At 33.3% G+C, this 23,379-nt stretch carries 15 protein-coding genes, 6 tRNA genes, 3 rRNA genes and 1 pseudogene; 3 read left to right on the top strand and 22 right to left on the bottom strand.

Annotation, left to right across the window (positions count from 1 at the left end):
• Window positions 1–100: 100 nt before the first annotated feature.
• From ACSVC9_RS14810 to ACSVC9_RS14790, 5 genes are all read right to left on the bottom strand, one after another.
• Entirely contained in the window at window positions 101–343 is a 243-nt protein-coding gene (locus ACSVC9_RS14810) for a hypothetical protein (RefSeq protein WP_446899885.1), read from the bottom strand.
• Between the two features lie 111 nt (window positions 344–454).
• Window positions 455–531 (bottom strand) — tRNA-Val (locus ACSVC9_RS14805).
• Between the two features lie 46 nt (window positions 532–577).
• Window positions 578–666, bottom strand: a tRNA-Ser gene (locus tag ACSVC9_RS14800).
• A gap of 143 nt (window positions 667–809) precedes the next feature.
• Window positions 810–1,244, bottom strand: coding sequence for a nucleoside deaminase (locus tag ACSVC9_RS14795; protein ID WP_446898187.1), 435 nt, complete (start codon window positions 1,242–1,244; stop codon window positions 810–812).
• 152 nt (window positions 1,245–1,396) lie between these two features.
• Window positions 1,397–1,473: transfer RNA gene (locus tag ACSVC9_RS14790), tRNA-Arg, on the bottom strand.
• A 99-nt stretch (window positions 1,474–1,572) separates the two neighbouring features.
• On the opposite strand from ACSVC9_RS14790, the gene ACSVC9_RS14785 reads away from it, so the two are divergent.
• Together ACSVC9_RS14785 and ACSVC9_RS14780 are read left to right on the top strand one after the other, a co-directional pair.
• Window positions 1,573–1,872, top strand: coding sequence for a phasin family protein (locus ACSVC9_RS14785; RefSeq protein ID WP_446898186.1), 300 nt, complete (start codon window positions 1,573–1,575; stop codon window positions 1,870–1,872).
• A gap of 33 nt (window positions 1,873–1,905) precedes the next feature.
• Window positions 1,906–3,495 carry an ABC1 kinase family protein gene (locus ACSVC9_RS14780; RefSeq protein ID WP_446898185.1) on the top strand — a complete coding sequence of 530 codons (1,590 nt, stop codon included), beginning with the start codon at window positions 1,906–1,908 and terminating at the stop codon, window positions 3,493–3,495.
• Window positions 3,496–3,534: 39 nt separating this feature from the next.
• On the opposite strand, the gene ACSVC9_RS14775 is transcribed toward ACSVC9_RS14780, so the two are convergent.
• Entirely contained in the window at window positions 3,535–4,122 is a 588-nt protein-coding gene (locus tag ACSVC9_RS14775; RefSeq protein ID WP_446898184.1) for a TetR/AcrR family transcriptional regulator, read from the bottom strand.
• A gap of 202 nt (window positions 4,123–4,324) precedes the next feature.
• Here ACSVC9_RS14775 and ACSVC9_RS14770 point away from each other — a divergent pair, with 202 nt between their 5' ends.
• A complete protein-coding gene (locus ACSVC9_RS14770) occupies window positions 4,325–5,215 on the top strand; it encodes a phosphatidylserine decarboxylase (RefSeq protein WP_446898183.1) in 891 nt (296 codons plus the stop codon).
• Here the strand turns inward: ACSVC9_RS14770 and ACSVC9_RS14765 are convergent.
• The 16 genes and pseudogenes from ACSVC9_RS14765 to gyrA all read right to left on the bottom strand — a co-directional run bounded on the left by ACSVC9_RS14765 (window position 5,180) and on the right by gyrA (window position 23,373).
• Window positions 5,180–6,559 carry a sensor histidine kinase gene (locus ACSVC9_RS14765; protein WP_446898182.1) on the bottom strand — a complete coding sequence of 460 codons (1,380 nt, stop codon included), beginning with the start codon at window positions 6,557–6,559 and terminating at the stop codon, window positions 5,180–5,182. The two genes, ACSVC9_RS14770 and ACSVC9_RS14765, sit on opposite strands and share 36 nt — an antisense overlap.
• On the bottom strand, window positions 6,543–7,232 hold the full coding sequence (locus ACSVC9_RS14760) for a response regulator transcription factor (RefSeq protein WP_446898181.1): 690 nt from the start codon (window positions 7,230–7,232) through the stop codon (window positions 6,543–6,545). The genes ACSVC9_RS14765 and ACSVC9_RS14760 overlap by 17 nt, the downstream gene beginning before the upstream one ends.
• 38 nt (window positions 7,233–7,270) lie before the next feature.
• On the bottom strand, window positions 7,271–8,434 hold the full coding sequence (locus tag ACSVC9_RS14755) for an ABC transporter permease subunit (RefSeq protein WP_446898180.1): 1,164 nt from the start codon (window positions 8,432–8,434) through the stop codon (window positions 7,271–7,273).
• 90 nt (window positions 8,435–8,524) lie between these two features.
• Window positions 8,525–9,116: pseudogene (locus ACSVC9_RS14750) on the bottom strand (ABC transporter ATP-binding protein); the annotation flags it as partial.
• Between the two features lie 264 nt (window positions 9,117–9,380).
• Window positions 9,381–9,457: transfer RNA gene (locus ACSVC9_RS14745), tRNA-Arg, on the bottom strand.
• Window positions 9,458–9,535: 78 nt separating this feature from the next.
• A complete protein-coding gene (locus tag ACSVC9_RS14740) occupies window positions 9,536–9,775 on the bottom strand; it encodes a DUF1667 domain-containing protein (protein ID WP_446898179.1) in 240 nt (79 codons plus the stop codon).
• A 21-nt stretch (window positions 9,776–9,796) separates the two neighbouring features.
• A complete protein-coding gene (locus ACSVC9_RS14735; protein WP_446898178.1) occupies window positions 9,797–11,185 on the bottom strand; it encodes an FAD-dependent oxidoreductase in 1,389 nt (462 codons plus the stop codon).
• Window positions 11,186–11,347: 162 nt separating this feature from the next.
• On the bottom strand, window positions 11,348–14,083 hold the full coding sequence (locus ACSVC9_RS14730; protein WP_446898177.1) for a UPF0182 family protein: 2,736 nt from the start codon (window positions 14,081–14,083) through the stop codon (window positions 11,348–11,350).
• Window positions 14,084–14,138: 55 nt separating this feature from the next.
• Window positions 14,139–14,654 carry a 3H domain-containing protein gene (locus tag ACSVC9_RS14725; RefSeq protein WP_446898176.1) on the bottom strand — a complete coding sequence of 172 codons (516 nt, stop codon included), beginning with the start codon at window positions 14,652–14,654 and terminating at the stop codon, window positions 14,139–14,141.
• A 105-nt stretch (window positions 14,655–14,759) separates the two neighbouring features.
• Window positions 14,760–15,200, bottom strand: coding sequence for an HDIG domain-containing metalloprotein (locus tag ACSVC9_RS14720; protein WP_446898175.1), 441 nt, complete (start codon window positions 15,198–15,200; stop codon window positions 14,760–14,762).
• Between the two features lie 153 nt (window positions 15,201–15,353).
• A tRNA-Ala gene (locus tag ACSVC9_RS14715) sits at window positions 15,354–15,429 on the bottom strand.
• Window positions 15,430–15,432: 3 nt separating this feature from the next.
• A tRNA-Ile gene (locus ACSVC9_RS14710) sits at window positions 15,433–15,509 on the bottom strand.
• A 9-nt stretch (window positions 15,510–15,518) separates the two neighbouring features.
• Window positions 15,519–15,635 (bottom strand): 5S ribosomal RNA (rrf, locus tag ACSVC9_RS14705).
• 88 nt (window positions 15,636–15,723) lie between these two features.
• A 23S ribosomal RNA gene (locus tag ACSVC9_RS14700) occupies window positions 15,724–18,612 on the bottom strand.
• A gap of 493 nt (window positions 18,613–19,105) precedes the next feature.
• A 16S ribosomal RNA gene (locus tag ACSVC9_RS14695) occupies window positions 19,106–20,614 on the bottom strand.
• Together the 16S, 23S and 5S rRNA genes with 2 tRNA genes alongside form the textbook arrangement of a ribosomal RNA operon.
• A 320-nt stretch (window positions 20,615–20,934) precedes the next feature.
• Complete coding sequence (gene gyrA, locus ACSVC9_RS14690) at window positions 20,935–23,373, bottom strand: DNA gyrase subunit A (protein WP_446898174.1); 2,439 nt, start codon at window positions 23,371–23,373, stop codon at window positions 20,935–20,937.
• Window positions 23,374–23,379: the final 6 nt, after the last annotated feature.

Raw genomic sequence — 23,379 nt, 5'->3', positions numbered from 1 at the left:
TTTTTCACAACATTATTTTAAAAATGTGACAGCATCCTTAGCTTCACATTGAAAACCCCTGTGGTAATTTACAATACTTCTATCCATTAATACTACATTACTATAGATTATAACATGCCGCCAAATGAAGTAACTTATTTATATTATGTGCCATTGCCAATAAAATACTTTCAGATAAAACATTATTCTTACCTTTGCTTAGAAATCTGCGAAATCCCATAGTTCTTGATGAGTAATTGTGATTCATGTAAGAGTAAAGTACAATCTTCAGCATCTGATATGGTGTTGCCTGATTCTGCCTTATACGTAAGTAAGTCGAATACAAATTTATTAAATCCTTCACTCTTCCGAGTGGGAGACTTATTTTTTACGCAAAAAAACTGCCTCACTAGTTTTTTTAGTACGACAGCCTTTTTTGACTCATTAATATTGTATCAATATTAACGTTTGTTTTTGGTGGAGACAGGGGGGCTCGAACCCTCGACCTTACGGATGTGAACCGTACACTCTAACCAGCTGAGCTATACCTCCAAATACATCAATTTATCTCTTATTAATCAGCACTGGGTTTTACATCTGGCGGAAGCGGTGGGATTCGAACCCACGAGACGTTGCCGTCTACCTGATTTCGAGTCAGGCCCGTTATGACCACTTCGATACGCTTCCATATTTAATTTATTACATAATCGGTAATCCTCTATTCATAATCATATGATTCAGAGTCAATCACCTTAGAACTCTCGGAGATCTCTCCAAAATCCCACTAGTTTATTATACAAAAGTAAAATAAATAAATCAAACTAATTATTCTATCTTTTGGATTTAAAAAATTTTTCTAAAATATTACTGCAGCAGTCGTTATAAACCCACTTAACATCTACAAAACTATTAATACTGTTATTTTGAACCAAATTTAAAACAGATCCGCAAGAGCCAAAAGTAGGATTGAAAGTTCCTATATAAAGTTTGTTCATTCTGCATTGGACTATAGCTCCTGCACACATGGGACACGGTTCTAAAGTTACATACATACTGCATCCACTTAACCTCCAATTTCCTATTTTTTCAGAAGCAGCTTTTATGGCAAGTATTTCAGCATGACAGGTAACATCCTTTAATGTCTCCTTAAGATTATGGGCTTTTGCTATTATCTTTTTATCCCTAACTATCACAGCACCTACGGGTACTTCTCCTAGTTTTAATGCATAATTAGCTTCTTTTATTGCTTCCTGCATAAAATCCATTTTATCTCCATATATTATTATAATGTTAACTTTCTATATATTATATTGAAACTTCTACCATTTTCATTTAAACTTAAGCTATAAAAACTATTAATTTTCATATAAAAAATCCTGCAAATCCAATTTACAGGAATACATTAGTTGCTTATATCTGGTGCACCCGAGAGGAGTCGAACCTCCGGCACGCGGTTTAGGAAACCGCTGCTCTATCCTACTGAGCTACGAGTGCATAAATTGCTTTTACTTTAACATTCTATTATATATTACTATCGTTGTCAATTTTTTTGTAAATTTTATAGATACCAATATAAATAAGGAGGTATGAACTATGTTAAATGAATTAAAAAATTTATTCCTAGCTGGAGTCGGTTCTGCAGCATATACCTATGAAAAAGCGGTAAAATTAATTGATGAAATGGTACAAAAAGGAAAAATTACTGTAGAAGAAGGAAAACAGTTATCTGAAGAACTGAAGAAAAATGTTTCTGCAAAAAAAGATCAAATTAAACCTTTAAATAGAGAAGAACTTCTTTCTATACTAAACACCTTAAATTTTGCTTCAAAAGAAGACATAGCATCTATAAATGAGAGATTAAAAAAGATAGAGGAAAAAGTAAATAATAACTAGAGTCCATTTGGACTTTAGTTATTATTCTATAAAATGCAAGAAAAATCATCCAAACGTTTTAAAGAAATTGTGAAGGTATTAGGAAAATATGGATTTAAATTCGTAAGTACCAGGGGAAAAAAATCACCTGAAAACTTGAGAATGGCTTTTGAAGAACTTGGTCCTACTTTTATTAAAATAGGCCAAATTCTTAGTTCAAGACCAGATATACTACCTTCAAAATTCATTGATCAACTCTCAAAACTTCAAGATGACGTGCCGCCGGAAAAATTTGAAGATATAAATAAGGTTTTTTTCAGTGACTTCAATAAAAATATAGAGGAATGTTTTTTTAAATTTGATGAACATCCTTTTGCTTCTGCATCTATTGCACAAGTTCATAATGCCATTTTAAATGATGGTAGACATGTAATAGTAAAAATTCAGAGACCTAACATTAAAGAAAAGATGGAAACTGATATATCCATACTTTATAAAATAATAAAACTCACCAAGAATAAATTTAAAAATTTAATAATTGATCCAGAAGAAGCTATTGATGAATTAAAATTTTCTACAAGCCAAGAACTCAATTTTGATTTGGAAGTAAAAAACATGATAAAATTCAAAAGATTAAATAGCAATGTTGCATTTTGTCATGTACCGTATTTAGTAGAAAATTTATGTAAAAGCAAAGTGATAACTATGGAAAAAATTAATGGCTTTAAAATAAATAATATAGAATTACTAAATAAAGGTGGTTATGACTTAGATGATCTTGGGAAAAAACTTGCGACTTCTTTTTTTAAACAAGTTTTTACTGATGGCTTTTTTCATGCCGATCCACATCCAGGCAATCTATTAATACAGAAAAATAAAATATGTTTTTTGGACTTTGGAATAATGGGCAATATATCTCATTATCTAAAAAAATGTTTAAATAAAATAATTATTTCAATAGTATATAAGGACCTAGACACACTTGTATCAACAATTATGTCCATAGGCATAAAGAAAGGCATTGTAGATAAAAACAGATTGTACGATGATATAAACACGCTTCTTGACAATTATTTATCTACTTCACTTGAAAATATAAAAATTTCTGCTTTAATGACACAGATTTTTGAATGTGCCAAAAATAATAATATAAAATTGCCTAAAGATTTAATACTCTTGGTAAAAAGTTTTATTATAGTAGAAGGAATAGTAAGTGAAATAGCCCCTGAAATTCAGATTCTGGATATTGCCATACCTTTTGTCAAAAGCAGTAACAAATCCTATTTTTTAAATAGCTTTAATTTGGATGATACGTTGATAAACTATTATAATTTTGCTAAAAACTCAGTAAGGATTCCTAAAAAAATAGTAGAATTAATTGATGGTATTTTAAATGGAAGAGCTAAACTTGAGCTTAAGTTTAGTAAAATAGACAATTCTATAAAACAACTGAATAAAATGACAAATAGGCTATCAATATCACTTATATCATGTTCCATGCTAATAAGTTCATCTTTAATTTTAAATTCTAACATAAATCCTAAAATTTATAATGTACCCTTATTAGGATTTACAGGAATGATAATCTCCCTTGCTCTAAGTTTAATAATAATAATATCAATAATAAAATCTGGTAAATTATAAAGTAAAAGAATGCTAATAAATTCTTTTACTCTATAATGATCACTTTATTATACCATTTAATACATAATTTATAATATTATCAACCATATCATTATAATTTTTTTTGTCACTATTTAAATGTTCTTTACTACTATTCGTAAGTTCATATACAGAAAGAGAACATATTGTACCAAATAATGCATATGCCATAGAATAAGTATCACCATTTTTTATAAATCCTTCCTTTATAGCATCATCCAAATATTTTTGTATGTATAGAATATAACTATTTATAGCATCTCTTAGTTCATACTGTCTTGTTTCCTGACCCCAAAGTTGGCTCATTATTACTCTAAAAAAATCCTTTATTTCATATACTAATCCAAGCTGAGTCTTACACAAAACTTTAAGTTTAGAAAGAGAATCTTGCTCATTATTGGCTATATCCTCTATTTCATTCTTTACAATATTCATTCCTTCCTGTATTATATATTTAAATATCTCCTCTTTACTTTTGAAATGATAATATAGAGTTCCTTTAGCAACACCAGCATCAGCAGCTATTGCATCCATTGTAGCTCCATTGTAACCATTTTTAGAAAATATCCTTATAGCTGATTTAAAAATTAAAGTCTTAGTATTACTCATAGATACCACTCCAGATTTTATTATATATTGATTCACCAGTCAGTATAACTACTTAATTATATTACAATATTCAAATACTACAATGACTTATTTATCTTATTTCAATAATAATTTTAATATAAACAGCAATTAAAATCTATAGTTATAAATAAATTAATCATATTATACATAAAAATTACTATAATATCAGAGGTTATCTATAATGATAAAATACTATAATAGAAAATCAAAAAAATATGAAATAGAACAAATTGCAGGTGATAGATATTTAAAATGGACCTATTCTTCTCCTGTTGGAATGAAACTTTTAAATATTATAATTAAGAAAAAAATTTTTTCCAAATTATATGGATACTTTTGCAATAGTATATTTAGCAAAAAAAGAATAAATAGATTTATTACGGATTTCAATATAGACATGAATGAATCTATTAAAAATCAAAATGAATTTAAAAACTTTAATGACTTCTTTACACGAAAGCTAAAGAAAATTGCAAGGCCTATTGATCAAAATAGTAATAATTTGATTTCTCCAGGGGATGGCAGACTTTTAGCCTATTCAAACGTAGATTTAAACAAAATACTACAAATAAAAGGACTTACATACAAACTATACGACTTGATTAAAGATAAAAACAATACTGAAAAATTTAATTCTGGAAGTTTAATCGTATTAAGACTTGCTCCTACTGATTATCACAGATTTCATTTTATAGATAATGGTATATGCGATACTATAAAAAAAATTAATGGTTATTATTATTCAGTAAATCCTTTAGCGTTGAAAAAAATTCCAAATTTATTCTGTCAAAATGAAAGACAGTGGAGTATTTTTCATTCTTATAATTTTGGGGATATACTTTATGTAGAAATAGGTGCAACTTGTGTAGGTTCCATAATACAAACTTATCATCCTTATAAAAAAATTTGCAAAGGTGACGAAAAAGGATATTTCAAATTTGGTGGATCAACTTTAATTTTATTATTTGAAAAAAACAAAATCCTAATTGATAGGGATATACTCAAACAGACAGAAATTGGTTATGAAACAAAAGTGTTAATAGGAGAGAAGATTGGAATAAGGTATATATAACTTAAAAATTAATTTATGATTTTCTTTATATGCTTTTATAAATCCACCATGATGTTTAACTATTTCTCTTACAATGGACAATCCAAGACCACTGCCTTCTTTTTTTCTGGACAAATCATTTTTATACAGTCTTTCAAAAAAATTCTCTATATTTTCATCACTAACTGGAACTTCAGGAATATTTGACACTGAAATCACTGTATAAAAATTGTCATTATATTCTTCCTTACCTATATTGAATTCAACAATTGTACCACCTTTGGAATACTTAAGCGCATTATTTAAAAGATTATTTACTGCCCTTAAAAACAAATTGGGATCTACTTTGATACCAATGGATTCCTGAGGTAATTTGAGGTAAAGCTTCAAACCTCTCTGTATAAATTCCTCTTCCTCTTCTTCAGCCACCTGCCTTGCCAGTTCATTTAACTGCAGCTGTTGTTTTTCCAGTATTATGTCATTAGAAGCCAGTTTTGAATATTCAAAAAAATCATCCAGCATATTCTTTAAATACAATCCTTTTTTGTGTATTATATCTATATAATTATTGAACTCATTCTCTGAATCATATTTACCACTTTTAATCATATCTATATATCCCAGTATAGTGGTTAAAGGCGTTCTCAGATCATGAGATATATTGGTAAAAAATTCATTCCTGTTTTTCTCTTCCTTTTCTATTTTTGAAGCCATATAATTTATGTTTTCAGACAATTCCCTAAGTTCATTTTTATATTTAAGTGGGACTCTATTGGATAAATTACCCTCAGCAATACCACTAACTGTTGATTTTATTTCAGATATATAAGATATACGTCTCCATATGAGTAGGAAAAATACAATTATGAAGATTAAAATTGCCATTGTACCTACAATATTGCTATTATCCAATTTACCATAACCGGTATATATATAATACAGATAATACCCGTCTTTTAGATAATCGCATCTGGTTATTTTTACCAAATTATCCCTATTGACATTTAAAAATTTAAATGATCTTTTTCCATTTTCAATCTGATTATTATCTATATTTTTAATTTCTCTATTGTTCGAAGCTATCACCTTTCCATCTTTTCTCACTATAAAAATAAAATAGGTCATACTATACTCTTTATTCATATATTTCTGTAGTTTTCCTAAATCATTAATATTCATACCTTTCAAATTCCGTTCTACTGGAGCAATCATATTCTCATACACATATTCAGGGGTATCATTATAATTGTTCAAAAAAGAGCCAAGCACAAACTCCCTCAAAAAAACTGCAAGTATAATAGATATAATTACTGAAATAACTGCAGAAAAAGCCAGCTCACTCCTTAATTTAAATATTCTTTTCAATCTTATAACCTACTCCCCATATAGTTTTTATATATTTACCCTGCTTTACACTGTCACCCAGTTTTTCTCTCAGATTCTTAATATGCATGGTTACAGTGTTGTCATTTTCCAAAAAGGTATCCTTCCAAATTATCTCATAGAGCATTCTTGTGGAATATACCCATCCTCTATTTGATGCTAGTGTGTATAAAATCTCATATTCCTTTGGAGTAAGCACAATCTCCACATTATCTTTTTTTACTGTATGTTCCATAGTATTTATTTCTATATCCCTAATTTTCAATATGTGGTTTTGCATGTCATTACCGATTTTAGATCTTCTAAGTATAGCTAACACCCTTAATGAAAGTTCTGTAAAATCAAAGGGCTTTACTATATAATCATCACATCCAGCTATAAATCCCTTTATCTTGTCCATTTGCTGGCCTTTTGCAGTGAGAAGTATAACAGGCAGATTTGAGAATTCTCTGAGTTCAGACAGCATGGTATATCCATCCATTTTAGGCATCATAATGTCCAAAATTATCAAGGAAACTGACTTGGACTTTAAAATTTGCAGCCCTTTCTCTCCGTCAGAAGCATTATATACCGGATAACCTTCCTTTTGAAAATAATTTACAAGCATATTCCTTATGTCATTGTCATCATCTATTATCAATATATTTTCCTTCAAAACAATCACCCAACTTAAAATTATAGCACTTTGGATTTTCAATCAAAATCCCTTTTACCAAAAACATAGCTGCTTAAAAACAGCATGACTAAAGTCCATACCAAACAGATCATCAATACGAAAAACACATTTATACTGCTGGTAAGTTGAACAGAAATATCACCGCCTAAAGTCCCTACTGCATCAACTATATATGGAACAGGTAGAAATTTTACAAAGATCCCGTATTTTGCTGATACAACATATCTGCCTGCAAAACCAAAAATGTACCAGACAGCCGTTCCTCCAACTAACATAAAACTTACAAGGGAGGAAACAAGTGAATTTCTACAGAAAACCGATATGAACAGAATTATCGATATAATAGCCGCTGAAACAATTATTATAATAAACACCAATTCAACAATTGCAGTCCAGAGGGGAATAATTGATCTGCTTCCATTTACATATCTCATCTGTGAAGCCATTGGACTTAACGTAAGAGAACTGTCAAAAACATACTTTGCACCTACATCAAAAGGCAATCTATAATCTGAAAATCCCAGATGAATTCCAGCTTCCAGTATAAATATTATGACACTTATAATCAAAGTACCTGCACTTAAAATCATGGAAGCAACAAATTTGGATATAATAATTTTCTTCCTTGAAATAGGTTTCGTAACCAAATTTTTAATTGTATTTGGGGAATAATCTCCAGACACTATGTCCGACAAAAATACAATGAGAATAAGTAAAAAAAACACCGGTATAAAATATGCCAGAATTTCCATAGCTGAATACATGCCCTTTGGTATAAGCTCACTTTTTTCTATATTATGATTTTTTTCATATTTCAATTGAAGTATCCTATATTCATTTTCATAGTTATTTTCCATTTCCAATTTTTGAATTTGTCCATCCAATTTTGATCTATCATAATTTTTTATTTCATTCAGCTGTTCTTCTTTATCTTTTATTTCCTTCTGAGTACTTACTATATCTCTGGAAAATTCTGCTTTTTTCAATTTTGAATCAGCTTTATCCATGCCAATTTTTTGGTTCACAAGAAGAGCTTTATATTTTTGAATCTGCACTTCCAATGTATTTGTTTTCAAAGTACTTCCCAGCCCAAATATAACTATAAACATAAGAATAAAAGCAATCCAGATTTTCTTTTTAATGACTATTCTTTTTAGCTCCTCCCATACATATTTATTCATCACCACTTTTCTCCATCATCTTTATAAATTTATCTTCAAGATTTTGCTTTAAATCAGAGCAACTTTCAGCTTTGCTGCCTATCTTTTCAACGCCCACAATTTTACCTTTATCTATAAAAACAACCTTTGTACATATACTTTCTATTTCACTTAAAATATGTGAGGATATAAAAACACTTACTCCCTTCTTTTTAGCTAAAGTATTTATGGTATTTTTAAGTTCCACAACCCCGATAGGATCCAAACCATTTGTTGGTTCATCCAATATCAAAAGGGATATGTGTCCCATAAGAGCCTGGGCAATACCAAGTCTCTGTTTCATTCCCAGAGAATATGTTTTTACTTTTTTGTCAATTTTAGCACCTAATTTAGAATATTTTATAACCTCTTCTATCTTATCTTTTGTAACATTTACCATTATGCTGGCTATATAATTTAAGTTTTGTCTTCCTGTCATGTAGCCATAAAACTCCGGTGTTTCCACTATAGCTCCCACCTTCTGAAGTGCTTCTTCTCTTTTAGTTTTAAGATCTTCCCCGCATATTATAATTTCACCTTCATCTGGAAACAACATGCCGGTTATTATTTTAATCAAAGTAGTCTTTCCAGCACCATTTCTTCCCACAAGTCCACAAATTTCACCTGCATCTATAGAAAAAGAATTGTCTTTTAACACTTGCATTTTCCCTCTTCTTTTAAAAATGCCTTTTACTTCAAGTACTTTTTGCACCAATGTAATCTCCTCCTCAAAACAATCTATTTGCTATATTTATTTAAAATTGTAAAATATAAAAGTGTAATTAAAATATATTAAAAATAAATAAAAAATAAATTTTATACTTAACATGAAATAACTCTCGCCTAAAGCTTTGAAAGGAAAATTGAGGAAAAACTCTAAAATTGAATAAAATAATAACCGCTGAAACTTAGTGTTTTCAACGGTTTATGGTGCGCTAGAGAGGATTCGAACCCCCGGCACGCTGGTTCGTAGCCAACTGCTCTATCCAACTGAGCTACTAGCGCACATCAAAACAGGAAATCTAATTTGATATCAGATATCCTAACTATTTAATTATATATTATATAAATTATACAGTCAAATCATTTTAGTATTACTATAGTTTTAGTAGAAACTATATCCACTTTTGTATTAAGTATATTTTTACAAATTATATCACCTACACTTATAGGTGCCCCCACATGAATTCTACTTAACGCTTTAGAACATTCTATCCATAAATTTTTATTTATAGGTTCAGTACTTTTAACCGGAACTACATTACAATTAGCTCCTTTTATCCTAACAATACTTGTAAATATATCACTCTTATCATTAAACATATCTCTATCCACCTACCAACATTAAATTTCATCAAATTCCTTTATCCTGCTTAGTATTATTTTTGAGTCTTTTGAATCTTTAACTATATCTGTCATATTTTTATTAGTTTCCCTTGCTAATATAGAGGCTATCTTATAAAGGCACTGTGACCCCATACAATTTCCAAAAGTAGCTCCTGTTCTCCTCTTTATACCTTCTATAGTACGTGCACCGAGAGGTCTTCTTATTGAATCTACAATCTCACCTTCCGTAACCTCTTGGCAATAGCATATTATTTTACCATATTTTCTATTTAATTTTATTATCTGATTTCTTTCCTCATTTGACATATTCTTAAATCTATAAAATTCTCTTCTTTTATCTACAAAATCCTTTTTAAGGATACAATTTAAATTATTAACTATAGTTTCACATACTATTCTTGCAATTGATGGAGACATAGTTATTTGTCCCCAATTTTTCTCAACAACCTTTATATAGCCTTTATCAACCAAGCTGTCATCTATAATAAGATCATCATTATAGTATTTAGATTTATAAAATACACTTATCTTATTTTCATCTATTTTTCCAAAATATTTTTCTATTATTTTTAACCCTTGAACATAACCTATTTCATTATTTGTAGTTACTCCTAACATTAATGAATTATTATTAGTTGAAATAACATATACTCTTTCACCATTTTTCCCTAAACTAGATAAAACATTATCATATTTATTCCCAATATTTTCTATTAAAAAATAATTTATGTATCCCACTTTTCTTTTCATATTAATTCCACTTTCTATACTATATCCATCTCTTGGAATAGTATTTAATACCATACTACATGTAAACTTATTTTTATTTGTTAAAACTCTAAATCCCTTAGACATAAATTGTATATCCAATACCTCTTCCCCTAATTTAAAATTAACCCCATTATCAGATGCAACTTCTCCATAAGATATGGCAAGATCATACGGTGATATAATACCCGTATTTTTAGAATATATAGCTCTTTTTACTTTTATATTTAAATTAGGCTCAATTTGTGAAATCTGATTTTCATCCAATAAATATATATCTTTAATTCCTCTTTTTAATGCTCTATGATACATTTTTATCAATTTTTCTTCATCTTTTTTATTATCTGCAATTATAAGGTAACCTTTTTTTATAAAATTTATATTAAATTTAGGTGCAATTTCCTTTATAATGCTGTTTCCTATAGATTCCAATCTTGACAACAAAGCAGTTTTAGACTCAATTCCATCATATACAACAGATGAATTTATAAAAGCTACATCATCTGCTATATCATAATCTTTTTCTATTAAAGCTATATTTAAACTATACTTTGAAAGCTCATAGGCAACTGCACATCCCATTATACCTCCACCTAAGATAAGTACATCATAATCCATAGTATACATTCCTTTCAAAGAAACAAATATAATTATACCTTAGTTACTAATATAACAATTATATTATATTACCTTTTACTAACTAAGCATAGATATATTTACAATTTATACTAATTTAAAAAGCCGCCATAAAATTTCTACAGGCAGCTTCTTAGCAACATTCTATTTATTCAATTCATCTATCAATTTTCCAAGTTGATTTATATAATCACCATATTTAGCCCAATCTCCGCTTTTTTGTGAATCTAAAGCCTTATTATATAAATCTTTCACTTCCTTTAATTTTGAAGATTTATCATTTATATCTTTTACGTCCGATTTATTTTGATCCAATTTATTTTGATTATCTTCCTGATTGATATTAAACATCTCTGATATTGCAGTATCTATATTTTGAGATAATAACATTTTATCCCCATAGGAAACTATTACCCTTTTCATCTCTGGTATACTGTCCTTACCACTTGCCCTTAAATATACTGGCTCTATATATAAAAGAGAGGTGTTTATTGGCACTATTATAGTATCACCAAATTGTACTTTAGAACCATCTTTATTCCAAAGAGATAATTCCTGTGATATTGTAGTATCCTGATTCAACCTTTGCTTAAATAAATAAGGACTATATACGGTTTTCTCAGGTGGAAATTTATATAACACCATCTTTCCATAATTATCTCCATCCATCCTAGCTCCAAATAAAGCTGCCATATTATCTTTATTTCTTATATTCAAATATTGGAGTAAAATCATTTCTTCTTTTTCATTACCAGGAAGTTTCATCACTACATATGGCGATTCCATAGAATCTTTATTTCCATTAACCTGTTTCTGATTCTTAGCAACTTCCCATACATCCTCACCATTATAAAATACACTAGGATCTGTAACATGATATTTTCCAATAACATTACATTGTATATTAAACATATCTTCCGGATACTTAAAGTGTTCCTTTATATCAGGTGATAAGCTATTTAAATCTTTAAACAGTTTGGGAAATATCTTGGAATAGCTTTGAACTATAGGGTCACTTTTATCCACAATATAGAAATTAGTAGTCCCATCCAAAGCACTTACCACTACTTTAAATGAATTTCTTATATAATTTATTCCATTATTTTGAGGTTGTGAATATGGGTATCTATCTGAAACAGTATATCCATCTAATACCCAATACAATTTTCCACCACTCATAACTATATAAGGATCTGAATCATAATTTAAAAATGGAGCTATTTTTTTAACTCTATCTTTAATATTTCTATTTATTAATATCTTACTTTGACTATTTATATCTCTTGAAAGTAAAAAATTTACACTCTTTTGGTTCAGTGAAAATAATATTCTATTTAAAAAATTCATTTTTATTCCAGCATTACCTTCATATTTGTTAGTAGCATTATTACTACCTTTGGGATAATCAAATTCATTTATTTTCGTATTTACTATAGCATAATTATCAGTACTCTCCCCAAAATATATTCTTGGATTATCAATCTTTATATCTGTAGAATTTTGAGGTGGCATATCCTTTATGACAAAATTAGGTTGACCAGACGAAGTTACAGAATTAACTTTATTCATTACTATACCATATCCATGTGTATAAATAAGATGTTTGTTCTGCCATGTATTAGGATCTATAGAATTGCTATTTATTTCTCTAGCTCCTAAAAAAACCTGTGTAAACTTTCCATTTATATTATATCTATCTATATCTATATTATTAAAGTTATAATAATATCTTATAATTTGAACTTGATTGTAAAACTCAAGAGTTGGAGCATATGAATTTACCCTAATATTGTTTATAGTATCCATATTATTTTTTACATCATTTTCTGTAAGAGTATCTTTAACAGGAAAAAATTTAGAATCTACATTTTCAATATTAAATGCTTTTCTCGTATAATCAATATTACGCTTTATATATGGCTGCTCTAAAGTTTTTTGATTTGATTTAACTATAAAATTCTGAAATACAACAGAAGATACATTTTCAATGATAACCAAAGCTACAATAATTGATATAGATATTACAATAGGCTTAATTTTTAATTTGATTACACTCACAAATATTACAATTGCAGAAATTATTGATACTAAACATATAATTATATAAAAGAAAAAACTTATATGTATATCTGTATAACCAGCTCCAAAAGTTACTCCTCTATTACTGTAAACAAGATTCACTGACTTTAAAAAATATCCTACTGATACACATACCATTATAAGCGCTGCTAAAACCGCCAATTGTTTTCCAGCAAACCTAGTAATACCACTCTTAATGTCGAAATTATTAAACTTATTTTTAAAATTTTTTCTAAAATCTTTTTGTGATACAAATCTATCATTTAAATTTAAAGCCATATAAATCAAGAAAGTCAATATTCCAAGAAAAATAAGTAGACTTACTAAAGCGCTATAGATAGATTGTATAAGAGGTAATTTAAATACATAAAAAGATACATCTAAATGTAAGATTGGATCTTTAACATTAAATGGAACTGAATTTGTAAATTGTAGAATTCTATACCAATAAATGGATGAAAAAAAATAAGAAATAAAAAGTGATACAATAATATTCAAAAATATAACTATTTTTCTTTGAATATTATCTTTATTTTTATTAACTTCAATAACCCTTTTATACTTCATTATACTAAGTCTTATGCTTTTATAATAAAACCATATACATAAAAAACATATTATAAAAGCTGGTATCATTAATTTTAATGTAGCTTTTATTTGTGTAAAATAAATAGATAAATATCCTACTTCTTTAAACCATTCAATGTTTACTATAAAATTTACAATTCTATCTAAAAATACTACAATTAATCCTAAAACTCCAAATAAAATTATCGAACCTATAATTCCTCTTTTTTTCATAAATAATTCACCTCTTTTAAATTTTATTTTAGACTATTTTATTAAAAAGCATAATTTAGTTAGAAATTAAATATTTTTTATTTTTCAATTCTCTTTTGATATTATCAATAATAAAAGGACTTTCTGCAGAAATAGTATGAAGATGTACTCCACCTGTGAGTACTAGGAGCGGTTCTGAATTTGTTTCCTTAACCTTTGAAATAAAACTTTTAACATCATATATGGATTTTATCATAAGCATTCCTTTAATTTCACCATATATTGAATGTTCTATTATTACATCCTCAACAACTCCACCAAACTTAACAATTGTAGTTAGTTCATCCTCCATTTCATATGATTTATGTGAAACTGCAATCACCTGTTTAATTCTATTATCCTCACTTTTAGGAATTAAATATCCTTCTGGTGTTGCTATAATATTCTTACCTTCTGCCCTTAAAATAGCTATATCCTTAACTATAACCTGTCTTGTAACCCCTAATTCTTCTGCTAAAACATGTCCCTTTTGAGGCTTATTATTACTTTTTAATATATTTTCTATATGTATTCTTCTTTTTTCAGAATTCATAATTACCTCCAATTACTGCTATTTAAAACATATACCAGTTATAATTATATCACAAAACTTAAAATATACTCCGTAAAATTACCATAAAATTACCATAATAATATTCTAATTAATATCATCACAATATCTAAGTATATTAAGTTCAATATTATAATATGTATTTTTATTGTCGTGATTTCTCACTAGATAAATTATGTATTCATTATAACCAAGTTTATGTAATAAATTTGCTCCAAGCTCAGCATGATTATAGTATACACTTATTTTAGACATTTTAGATAAATTACAAATTTTCTTTATCCTACTTCTCGTAATTTTATCTAGTAAAACCATTATAGATTTATCAATAATATTAAACCTTTTAAATATTTTACCTATATCATGTAAAAGTGCTGCTTTTAAAAGCAATTCTGAATTTATATTTCTCTCACTGCAGATTTTTTCTACATCATAAGCTACTTTAATAGAATGTTTTTGTTCTGAAATTGACAATCTATTAAACAATCTTAAGTCATTATCATTTAAGATATTATTCAAAAAAATCATATCATGTTCATTTATATTAGAGCATAAATTCCAATAAAATTGCTTCAACCTATAAAAAAGCAACTTAACACCCCTTTATAATTATTTTTAATTTATTATATCATATATAAATACAACTTAAAAAGCGACTAACAAATATTTGCTAGTCGCTTATGGTGGAGATAAAGAGATTCGAACTCTTGACCCTCTGCGTGCAAGGCAGATGCTCTCCCAGCTGAGCTATACCCCCATATGGTGGACCTTCAGGGACTCGAACCCCAGACCTACCGGTTATGAGCCGGTTGCTCTAACCAACTGAGCTAAAGATCCTAATTTAAAACCCGGCAGCTACCTACCCTGCCACAGGGCTACCCCTGCAGTACTCTCGGCACGATGAAGCTTAACCATCCTGTTCGGAATGGGAAGGGGTGTTACCTTCACGTCATAACCACCAGATATTTGACATAAATCATTAAATATGGAAAACATATGTATACCATATGGAATACTATTGTTCTCTGAAAATTGCACAGTAAGATATATTTTGATCAAGCCCTCGACCTATTAGTATCAGTCAGCTCAACATGTTGCCATGCTTACACCCCTGACCTATCAACCTCGTGTTCTCCGAGGGGTCTTACCAGCTTACGCTGTGGGAAATCTAATCTTGAGGTGGGCTTCACGCTTAGATGCTTTCAGCGTTTATCCCTTCCCGACATAGCTACCCAGCAATGCTCCTGGCGGAACAACTGGTGCACCAGAGGTCAGTCCATCCCGGTCCTCTCGTACTAAGGACAGCTCCTCTCAAATTTCCTGCGCCCGCGACGGATAGGGACCGAACTGTCTCACGACGTTCTGAACCCAGCTCGCGTGCCGCTTTAATGGGCGAACAGCCCAACCCTTGGGACCTACTTCAGCCCCAGGATGCGACGAGCCGACATCGAGGTGCCAAACCTCCCCGTCGATGTGAACTCTTGGGGGAGATCAGCCTGTTATCCCCGAGGTAGCTTTTATCCGTTGAGCGATGGCCCTCCCACGAGGTACCACCGGATCACTAAGCCCGACTTTCGTCCCTGCTCCACCTGTATGTGTCGCAGTCAGGCTCCCTTATGCCTTTGCACTCTAAGAAGGATTTCCGACCCTTCTGAGGGAACCTTTGGGCGCCTCCGTTACTTTTTAGGAGGCGACCGCCCCAGTCAAACTGCCTGCCTAACAATGTCCCGTGACCAGTTTCATGGCCGCCGGTTAGAATTCCAGTACTGTCAGGGTGGTATCCCAAGGGTGGCTCCGCCAGGGCTGGCGCCCCGGTTTCCATACCTCCCACCTATCCTGTACAGACAATACCGAAACTCAATGCTAAACTGCAGTAAAGCTCTACGGGGTCTTTCCGTCCAATCGCGGGTAGCAAGCATCTTCACTTGCACTACAATTTCGCCGGATTTGTTGTCGAGACAGTGCTCAAATCATTACGCCATTCGTGCGGGTCGGAACTTACCCGACAAGGAATTTCGCTACCTTAGGACCGTTATAGTTACGGCCGCCGTTTACTGGGGCTTAAGTTCATACCTTCGCCTTACGGCTTAGTATTCCCCTTAACCTTCCAGCACCGGGCAGGCGTCAGCCCCTATACTTCAGCTTTCGCTTTAGCAGAGACCTGTGTTTTTGATAAACAGTTGCTTGAGCCTATTCTCTGCGGCCCCTTTCGGGGCACTCCTTATCCCTAAGTTACGGAGTTAATTTGCCTAGTTCCTTAACAACAATTCTTCCGATGGTCTTAGGATTCTCTCCTCACCTACCTGTGTCGGTTTGCGGTACGGGCACTAACCTGCTCCATAGAGACTTTTCTCGGCAGTGTGAAATCGGATACTTCTCCATAATTGGATCCCCATAACACCCCGGCATTGACCGGATGGATTTTCCTTTCCGGCCTGCTTCAGTGCTTAGACACACATCCAATAGTGTGCACATCCTATCCTTCTGCGTCATCCCTTCTGTCAAACGCAAGTTTGCGGTATCGGAATATCAACCGATTGTCCATCACCTACGCCTTTCGGCCTCGGCTTAGGTCCCGACTAACCCTGGGCGGACGAACCTTCCCCAGGAAACCTTAGGTCTTCGACCAATAAGATTCTCACTTATTTCTCGCTACTTATGCCAGCATACTCTCTCCTGTACAGTCCACAGCTCCTTCCGGTACTGCTTCTATCCGTACAGGATGCTCCTCTACCACTCTTTCGAGTCCATAGCTTCGGTGGTAAGTTTTAGCCCCGGACATCTTCGGCGCAGGATCTCTCGACTAGTGAGCTGTTACGCACTCTTTGAATGAGTGGCTGCTTCTGAGCCAACATCCTAGTTGTCTTCGAAATCCCACATCCTTTTCCACTTAACTTACACTTTGGGACCTTAGCTGATGATCTGGGCTGTTTCCCTTTTGACCGCGGATCTTATCATTCGCAGTCTGACTGCCGTCATTCAAGTATATGGCATTCGGAGTTTGATAGGGTTCAGTAACTGTTGTCAGCCCCTAGCCCATTCAGTGCTCTACCTCCATTACTCATTGGCGACGCTAGCCCTAAAGCTATTTCGAGGAGAACCAGCTATCTCCGAGTTCGATTGGAATTTCTCCGCTATCCACAGCTCATCCCATGGTTTTTCAACACCAACGTGGTTCGGTCCTCCACGGAATTTTACTTCCGCTTCAACCTGGCCATGGATAGGTCACCCGGTTTCGGGTCTACAGCATGCAACTAGCCGCCCTTTTAAGACTCGGTTTCCCTTCGGCTCCGCACCTTAAGTGCTTAACCTTGCTGCATACCGTAACTCGCTGGCTCGTTCTACAAAAAGCACATCGTCGCACGTAAAAGTGCTTCGATCGGTTGTGGACACACGGTTTCAGGTTCTATTTCACTCCCCTTCCGGGGTTCTTTTCACCTTTCCCTCACGGTACTTCTTCTCTATCGGTCACCAGGTAGTATTTAGCCTTAGGAGGTGGTCCTCCCTCTTTCCCACAAGGTTTCTCGTGTCTCGTGGTACTCTGGTACAGACTAGAACTTTTTCAGCTTTCACTTACAGGGCTTTTACCTTCTGTGGCGGAGCCTTCCAGCTCTCTTCAGTTAACCTATTGTTCACATTGTCTGTCCGAACCCCAGGAACAAGTTCCTGGTTTGGGCTCTTTCCCTTTCGCTCGCCGCTACTTAGAAAATCGATTTTTCTTTCTCTTCCTCCGGGTACTTAGATGTTTCAGTTCCCCGGGTTTACCTCCCCAACCCTATTTATTCAGCTTGGAGTACAGTGCTTCCACTGTGGGTTTCCCCATTCGGAAATCTTCGGTTCACAGACTATTTGCGTCTACCCGAAGCTTATCGCAGCTTATCACGTCCTTCTTCGGCTCCTGGTGCCAAGGCATTCACCATGCGCCCTTTGTAGCTTGACCTTTTAAAAAATTGCTACTGACTTCCTATGACTACGTCAAATACCTCTCTGCGGTGCTCATTTACATAAGTAAACTCCGCTCCTCATTTGGTCTTTTCCTTGTCATACTCGTCATTACCAATTTTTAATCACTTATGCTTGCCGGTAAATATAAAATGTATTATACAGACAAGTATAATCTACAAAGGTTATTTCTAACCTTAGCTTTACTTTAAATATGAAGTCTTTCGACTTCTATTTTTCTTACTGTGCAATTTTCAAAGAACAACAATTTTGAAGGATATAATCCTTCAAAATTAAACAGAATAAAAATTTCTATTAACTTCGCATCTTTTCGTCAAAACCACTCACTGCGGTGCTCATTTACACAGGTAAACTCTGCTCCTCATTCGCGTTTTTCCTCAATCTGCTCGTTACTATCAATTTTTACAAGTTACTAACTCAAACAAACTACCAACATTTTGAAACAGTATTACTGTTTCATTTCTCCTTAGAAAGGAGGTGATCCAGCCGCAGGTTCTCCTACGGCTACCTTGTTACGACTTCACCCCAATCACTAACCCCACCTTCGGCCGCGCCCTCCTAAGTTAGGCTACGGACTTCGGGTGTTGCCAGCTCTCATGGTGTGACGGGCGGTGTGTACAAGGCCCGGGAACGTATTCACCGCGACATGCTGATTCGCGATTACTAGCAACTCCAGCTTCATGCAGGCGGGTTTCAGCCTGCAATCCGAACTGGGAACAGTTTTTGAGTTTCGCTCCACCTCGCGGTATTGCTTCTCTTTGTTCTGCCCATTGTAGCACGTGTGTCGCCCTGGACATAAGGGGCATGATGATTTGACGTCATCCCCACCTTCCTCCGCGTTAACCGCGGCAGTCTCGTTAGAGTGCTCATCTTAATGTTAGCAACTAACAACAAGGGTTGCGCTCGTTGCAGGACTTAACCTAACATCTCACGACACGAGCTGACGACAACCATGCACCACCTGTCTCCCTGCCCCGAAGGGCTTCGCCTGTCTCCAGGCTATGCAGGGGATGTCAAGTCCAGGTAAGGTTCTTCGCGTTGCTTCGAATTAAACCACATGCTCCGCTGCTTGTGCGGGCCCCCGTCAATTCCTTTGAGTTTTAATCTTGCGATCGTACTTCCCAGGCGGAGTACTTATTGTGTTTACTGCGGCACAGAAGGGGTCGATACCTCCTACACCTAGTACTCATCGTTTACGGCGTGGACTACCAGGGTATCTAATCCTGTTTGCTACCCACGCTTTCGTGCCTCAGCGTCAGTTACAGTCCAGAGAACCGCCTTCGCCACTGGTGTTCTTCCTAATCTCTACGCATTTCACCGCTACACTAGGAATTCCGTTCTCCTCTCCTGCACTCCAGATATCCAGTTTGAAATGCAGCACCCAGGTTAAGCCCGGGTATTTCACATCTCACTTAAACATCCGCCTACGCACCCTTTACGCCCAGTAAATCCGGACAACGCTCGCCACCTACGTATTACCGCGGCTGCTGGCACGTAGTTAGCCGTGGCTTCCTCCTCTGGTACCGTCATTATCGTCCCAGAAGACAGGGCTTTACAATCCGAAGACCTTCATCACCCACGCGGCGTTGCTGCATCAGGCTTTCGCCCATTGTGCAATATTCCCCACTGCTGCCTCCCGTAGGAGTCTGGACCGTATCTCAGTTCCAATGTGGCCGATCACCCTCTCAGGTCGGCTACGCATCGTTGCCTTGGTAGGCTTCTACCCCACCAACTAGCTAATGCGCCGCGGGTCCATCTCAAAGCGGATTTCTCCTTTCATCCAGAATTCATGCGATTTCTGGTGTTATGCGGTATTAATCTCCCTTTCGGGAGGCTATCCCCCTCTTTGAGGCAGGTTACCCACGTGTTACTCACCCGTCCGCCGCTAAGTCGCCCCCGAAGGGGTTCCTTCGCTCGACTTGCATGTGTTAGGCACGCCGCCAGCGTTCGTCCTGAGCCAGGATCAAACTCTCAATTTAAAAGTTTGTCTCTACTCATTTACTTCATTGCTGCATCTCTGCAGCCCAAAAGAATTGCTGGTTTATTTCTTCAAGTTTTCACTTGTTTCTATTCTGTTTAATTTTCAAGGATCATTTCTCCAAATAAATTCAAATGCTTGTCGCAATTCCTGCGACTTTTATATAATATCACCTTATTTAAATACTGTCAATATATTTATTAAAATCTTCTATTATTTTTTTAGTATTAATAATAATTCAAACATTAAAAAGACTCAATACCAAAGTTAACCTTAGTATTGAGCCCAAGCATAGATTTGCAATATAAAAATATTATTTAACTATTCATCTTTTTTTATTTCATCACTACAATTTATTTTGGCAATTGCAACTATTTTCTGTTCATCTTCATTTCTCATAAGAGTTACTCCCATAGCATTTCTACTAGTTATAGATATATCTGAAACGTTAATCCTTATTGCAACATTACTATTGTTTATAAGCATTATTTCATCTTCGTCCTTTACAACTCTTGCTCCTACAATAGGTCCTGTCTTATCTGTTATTTTATAGGTTATAATGCCTTTTCCACCTCTTCTATGAAGAGTATATTCAGATATAGGTGTTCTCTTTCCAAACCCATTTTCACCTATTACTAAAACATTCGCATTTTCATCTACAATATCCATAGTTACCACTATATCATTATCTCTTAATGTTATAGCTTTTACTCCAGATGCAGTTCTACCCATTGGTCTTACATCTTTTTCACTAAATCTTATTGCATAACCGTTTCTAGTGAATATTATAACCTCACTATCTCCTGTAGTCATTCTAACACCTATAAGCTCATCTTCATCTCTTAAACTTATAGCATTGAGGCCATTTTTTCTTATAGAAGCATATTTACTTATCTGGGTTTTCTTAATTACACCTTTTTTTGTACCCATTATAAAGTAATTGTTCTCATCAAAATCCCTAAAAGTTATAACTGCTTGAATTTTTTCATCTCTATCTATAGGTATTAAATTAACTAAATTAGTCCCCTTTGCAGTTCTACCAGCCTCTGGGATTTCATATCCCTTTAATTTATATACTCTTCCTTTATTTGTAAAAAATAATATATGGTTATGAGTTGATGTTATAAACATATGCTCTACAAAATCATTTTCTTTTGTAGTAATAGCCTGTATGCCCTTTCCACCTCTTTTTTGAGAAGAATAAGTATTTGCTGCAATTCTCTTTATATATCCAGAATATGTAAGCGTTATTACAACATCTTCCTCTTGGATAAGGTCTTCAATATCTATATCGTCATTACTTAATTGTATATCTGTTCTCCTGTCATCTCCATATTTACTTTTTATTTCATTCAATTCATCTTTTATTATACTTAGCAACAAATGTTCATCTTCAAGTATATCTTTTAGATATCTTATTGTCTTCATAAGTTCACTATACTCATTTTCAATCTTTTCCCTTTCAAGACCAGTAAGCCTTTGAAGTCTCATATCTAAAATAGCCTGGGCTTGCTTTTCAGATAAATCAAACTTTGACATTAGTCCATTTTTAGCATCCTCTGTAGTTTTTGATGATCTAATTAAATTAATTACTTCATCTATGTGATCAAGTGCTATTCTTAATCCTTCAAGAATATGTGCACGTGCTAAAGCTTTATCCAAATCAAATTTTGTTCTTCTCCTTATTACTTCTTTTTGAAAATCTAAATAATATTCTAATATCTGCTTTAAATTCAATATACGCGGTACATTGTCTACAAGGGCAAGCATTATAATTCCAAATGTATCTTGTAGTTTTGTATGTTTATACAATTGATTTAGTATTACGTTAGAATTTGAATCTCTTTTCAATTCTATAACTATTCTCATACCTTCCCTGTCAGATTCATCTCTTATGTCTGATATTCCTTCAATTCTTTTATCTTTTACAAGTTCTGCTATGTTCTCTATAAGTTTTGATTTATTTACTTGATAAGGAAGTTCATTTACTATTATTCTATCTTTTCCATTTTCCTCTTCAATTTCAGCCTTAGCTCTAACTATAATCTTTCCTCTTCCAGTTTCATAAGCATCTTTTATTCCTGACGTTCCAATTATTATTCCAGCTGTTGGAAAATCAGGGCCTTTAATTGATGTCATAATTTCACTTACACTAGCATTCGGATCATCTATAAGCATAATGACACCATCTATAACTTCCCTAAGGTTATGTGGTGGTATGTTAGTAGCCATTCCAACGGCTATTCCTGCAGATCCATTTACAAGAAGATTGGGAAATCTTGAAGGTAAAACTGATGGTTCTTTTTCTTCACCATCAAAATTGGGTACAAAATCAACTGTATTTTTATTAATATCCCTTAGCATTTCTATAGTTATTTTACTCATCCTTGCTTCAGTATATCTCATAGCCGCAGCACTATCACCATCAACTGAACCAAAATTTCCATGTCCATCCACCAATGTATATCTAATGGAAAAATCCTGTGCCATTCTGACAAGTGCATCATATACTGCAGAATCTCCATGAGGATGATATTTACCTAAAACATCTCCTACTATTCTGGCACATTTTCTGTAACCTTTGTCCGGAGACAGCCCCAATTCATACATTGAATAAAGTATCCTTTTATGGACGGGCTTTAAACCATCACGGACATCAGGCAGGGCACGACCTACAATTACGCTCATGGCATAATCTATATAACATTTTTTCATTTCGTTACTTATATCTACGGGTAAAATTTTTCCTTCATCAAACATGAATTA

The sequence above is a fragment of the Clostridium sp. LBM24168 genome, assembly GCF_052953915.1.
This window is presented reverse-complemented; position numbering and strand designations above follow the sequence as displayed.

Bases quoted from the DNA above. Each gene is read 5' to 3' on its own strand.
- ACSVC9_RS14770 (WP_446898183.1), top strand. From the start codon at position 4,325: ATGATAAAATACTATAATAGAAAATCAAAAAAATATGAAATAGAACAA.
- ACSVC9_RS14730 (WP_446898177.1), bottom strand. From the start codon at position 14,083: ATGAAAAAAAGAGGAATTATAGGTTCGATAATTTTATTTGGAGTTTTA.
- ACSVC9_RS14755 (WP_446898180.1), bottom strand. From the start codon at position 8,434: ATGAATAAATATGTATGGGAGGAGCTAAAAAGAATAGTCATTAAAAAG.
- ACSVC9_RS14735 (WP_446898178.1), bottom strand. From the start codon at position 11,185: ATGGATTATGATGTACTTATCTTAGGTGGAGGTATAATGGGATGTGCA.
- ACSVC9_RS14775 (WP_446898184.1), bottom strand. From the start codon at position 4,122: ATGAGTAATACTAAGACTTTAATTTTTAAATCAGCTATAAGGATATTT.
- gyrA (WP_446898174.1), bottom strand. From the start codon at position 23,373: ATGTTTGATGAAGGAAAAATTTTACCCGTAGATATAAGTAACGAAATG.
- ACSVC9_RS14780 (WP_446898185.1), top strand. From the start codon at position 1,906: ATGCAAGAAAAATCATCCAAACGTTTTAAAGAAATTGTGAAGGTATTA.
- ACSVC9_RS14725 (WP_446898176.1), bottom strand. From the start codon at position 14,654: ATGAATTCTGAAAAAAGAAGAATACATATAGAAAATATATTAAAAAGT.
- ACSVC9_RS14785 (WP_446898186.1), top strand. From the start codon at position 1,573: ATGTTAAATGAATTAAAAAATTTATTCCTAGCTGGAGTCGGTTCTGCA.
- ACSVC9_RS14720 (WP_446898175.1), bottom strand. From the start codon at position 15,200: ATGATTTTTTTGAATAATATCTTAAATGATAATGACTTAAGATTGTTT.
- ACSVC9_RS14740 (WP_446898179.1), bottom strand. From the start codon at position 9,775: ATGTTTAATGATAAGAGTGATATATTTACAAGTATTGTTAGGATAAAA.
- ACSVC9_RS14795 (WP_446898187.1), bottom strand. From the start codon at position 1,244: ATGGATTTTATGCAGGAAGCAATAAAAGAAGCTAATTATGCATTAAAA.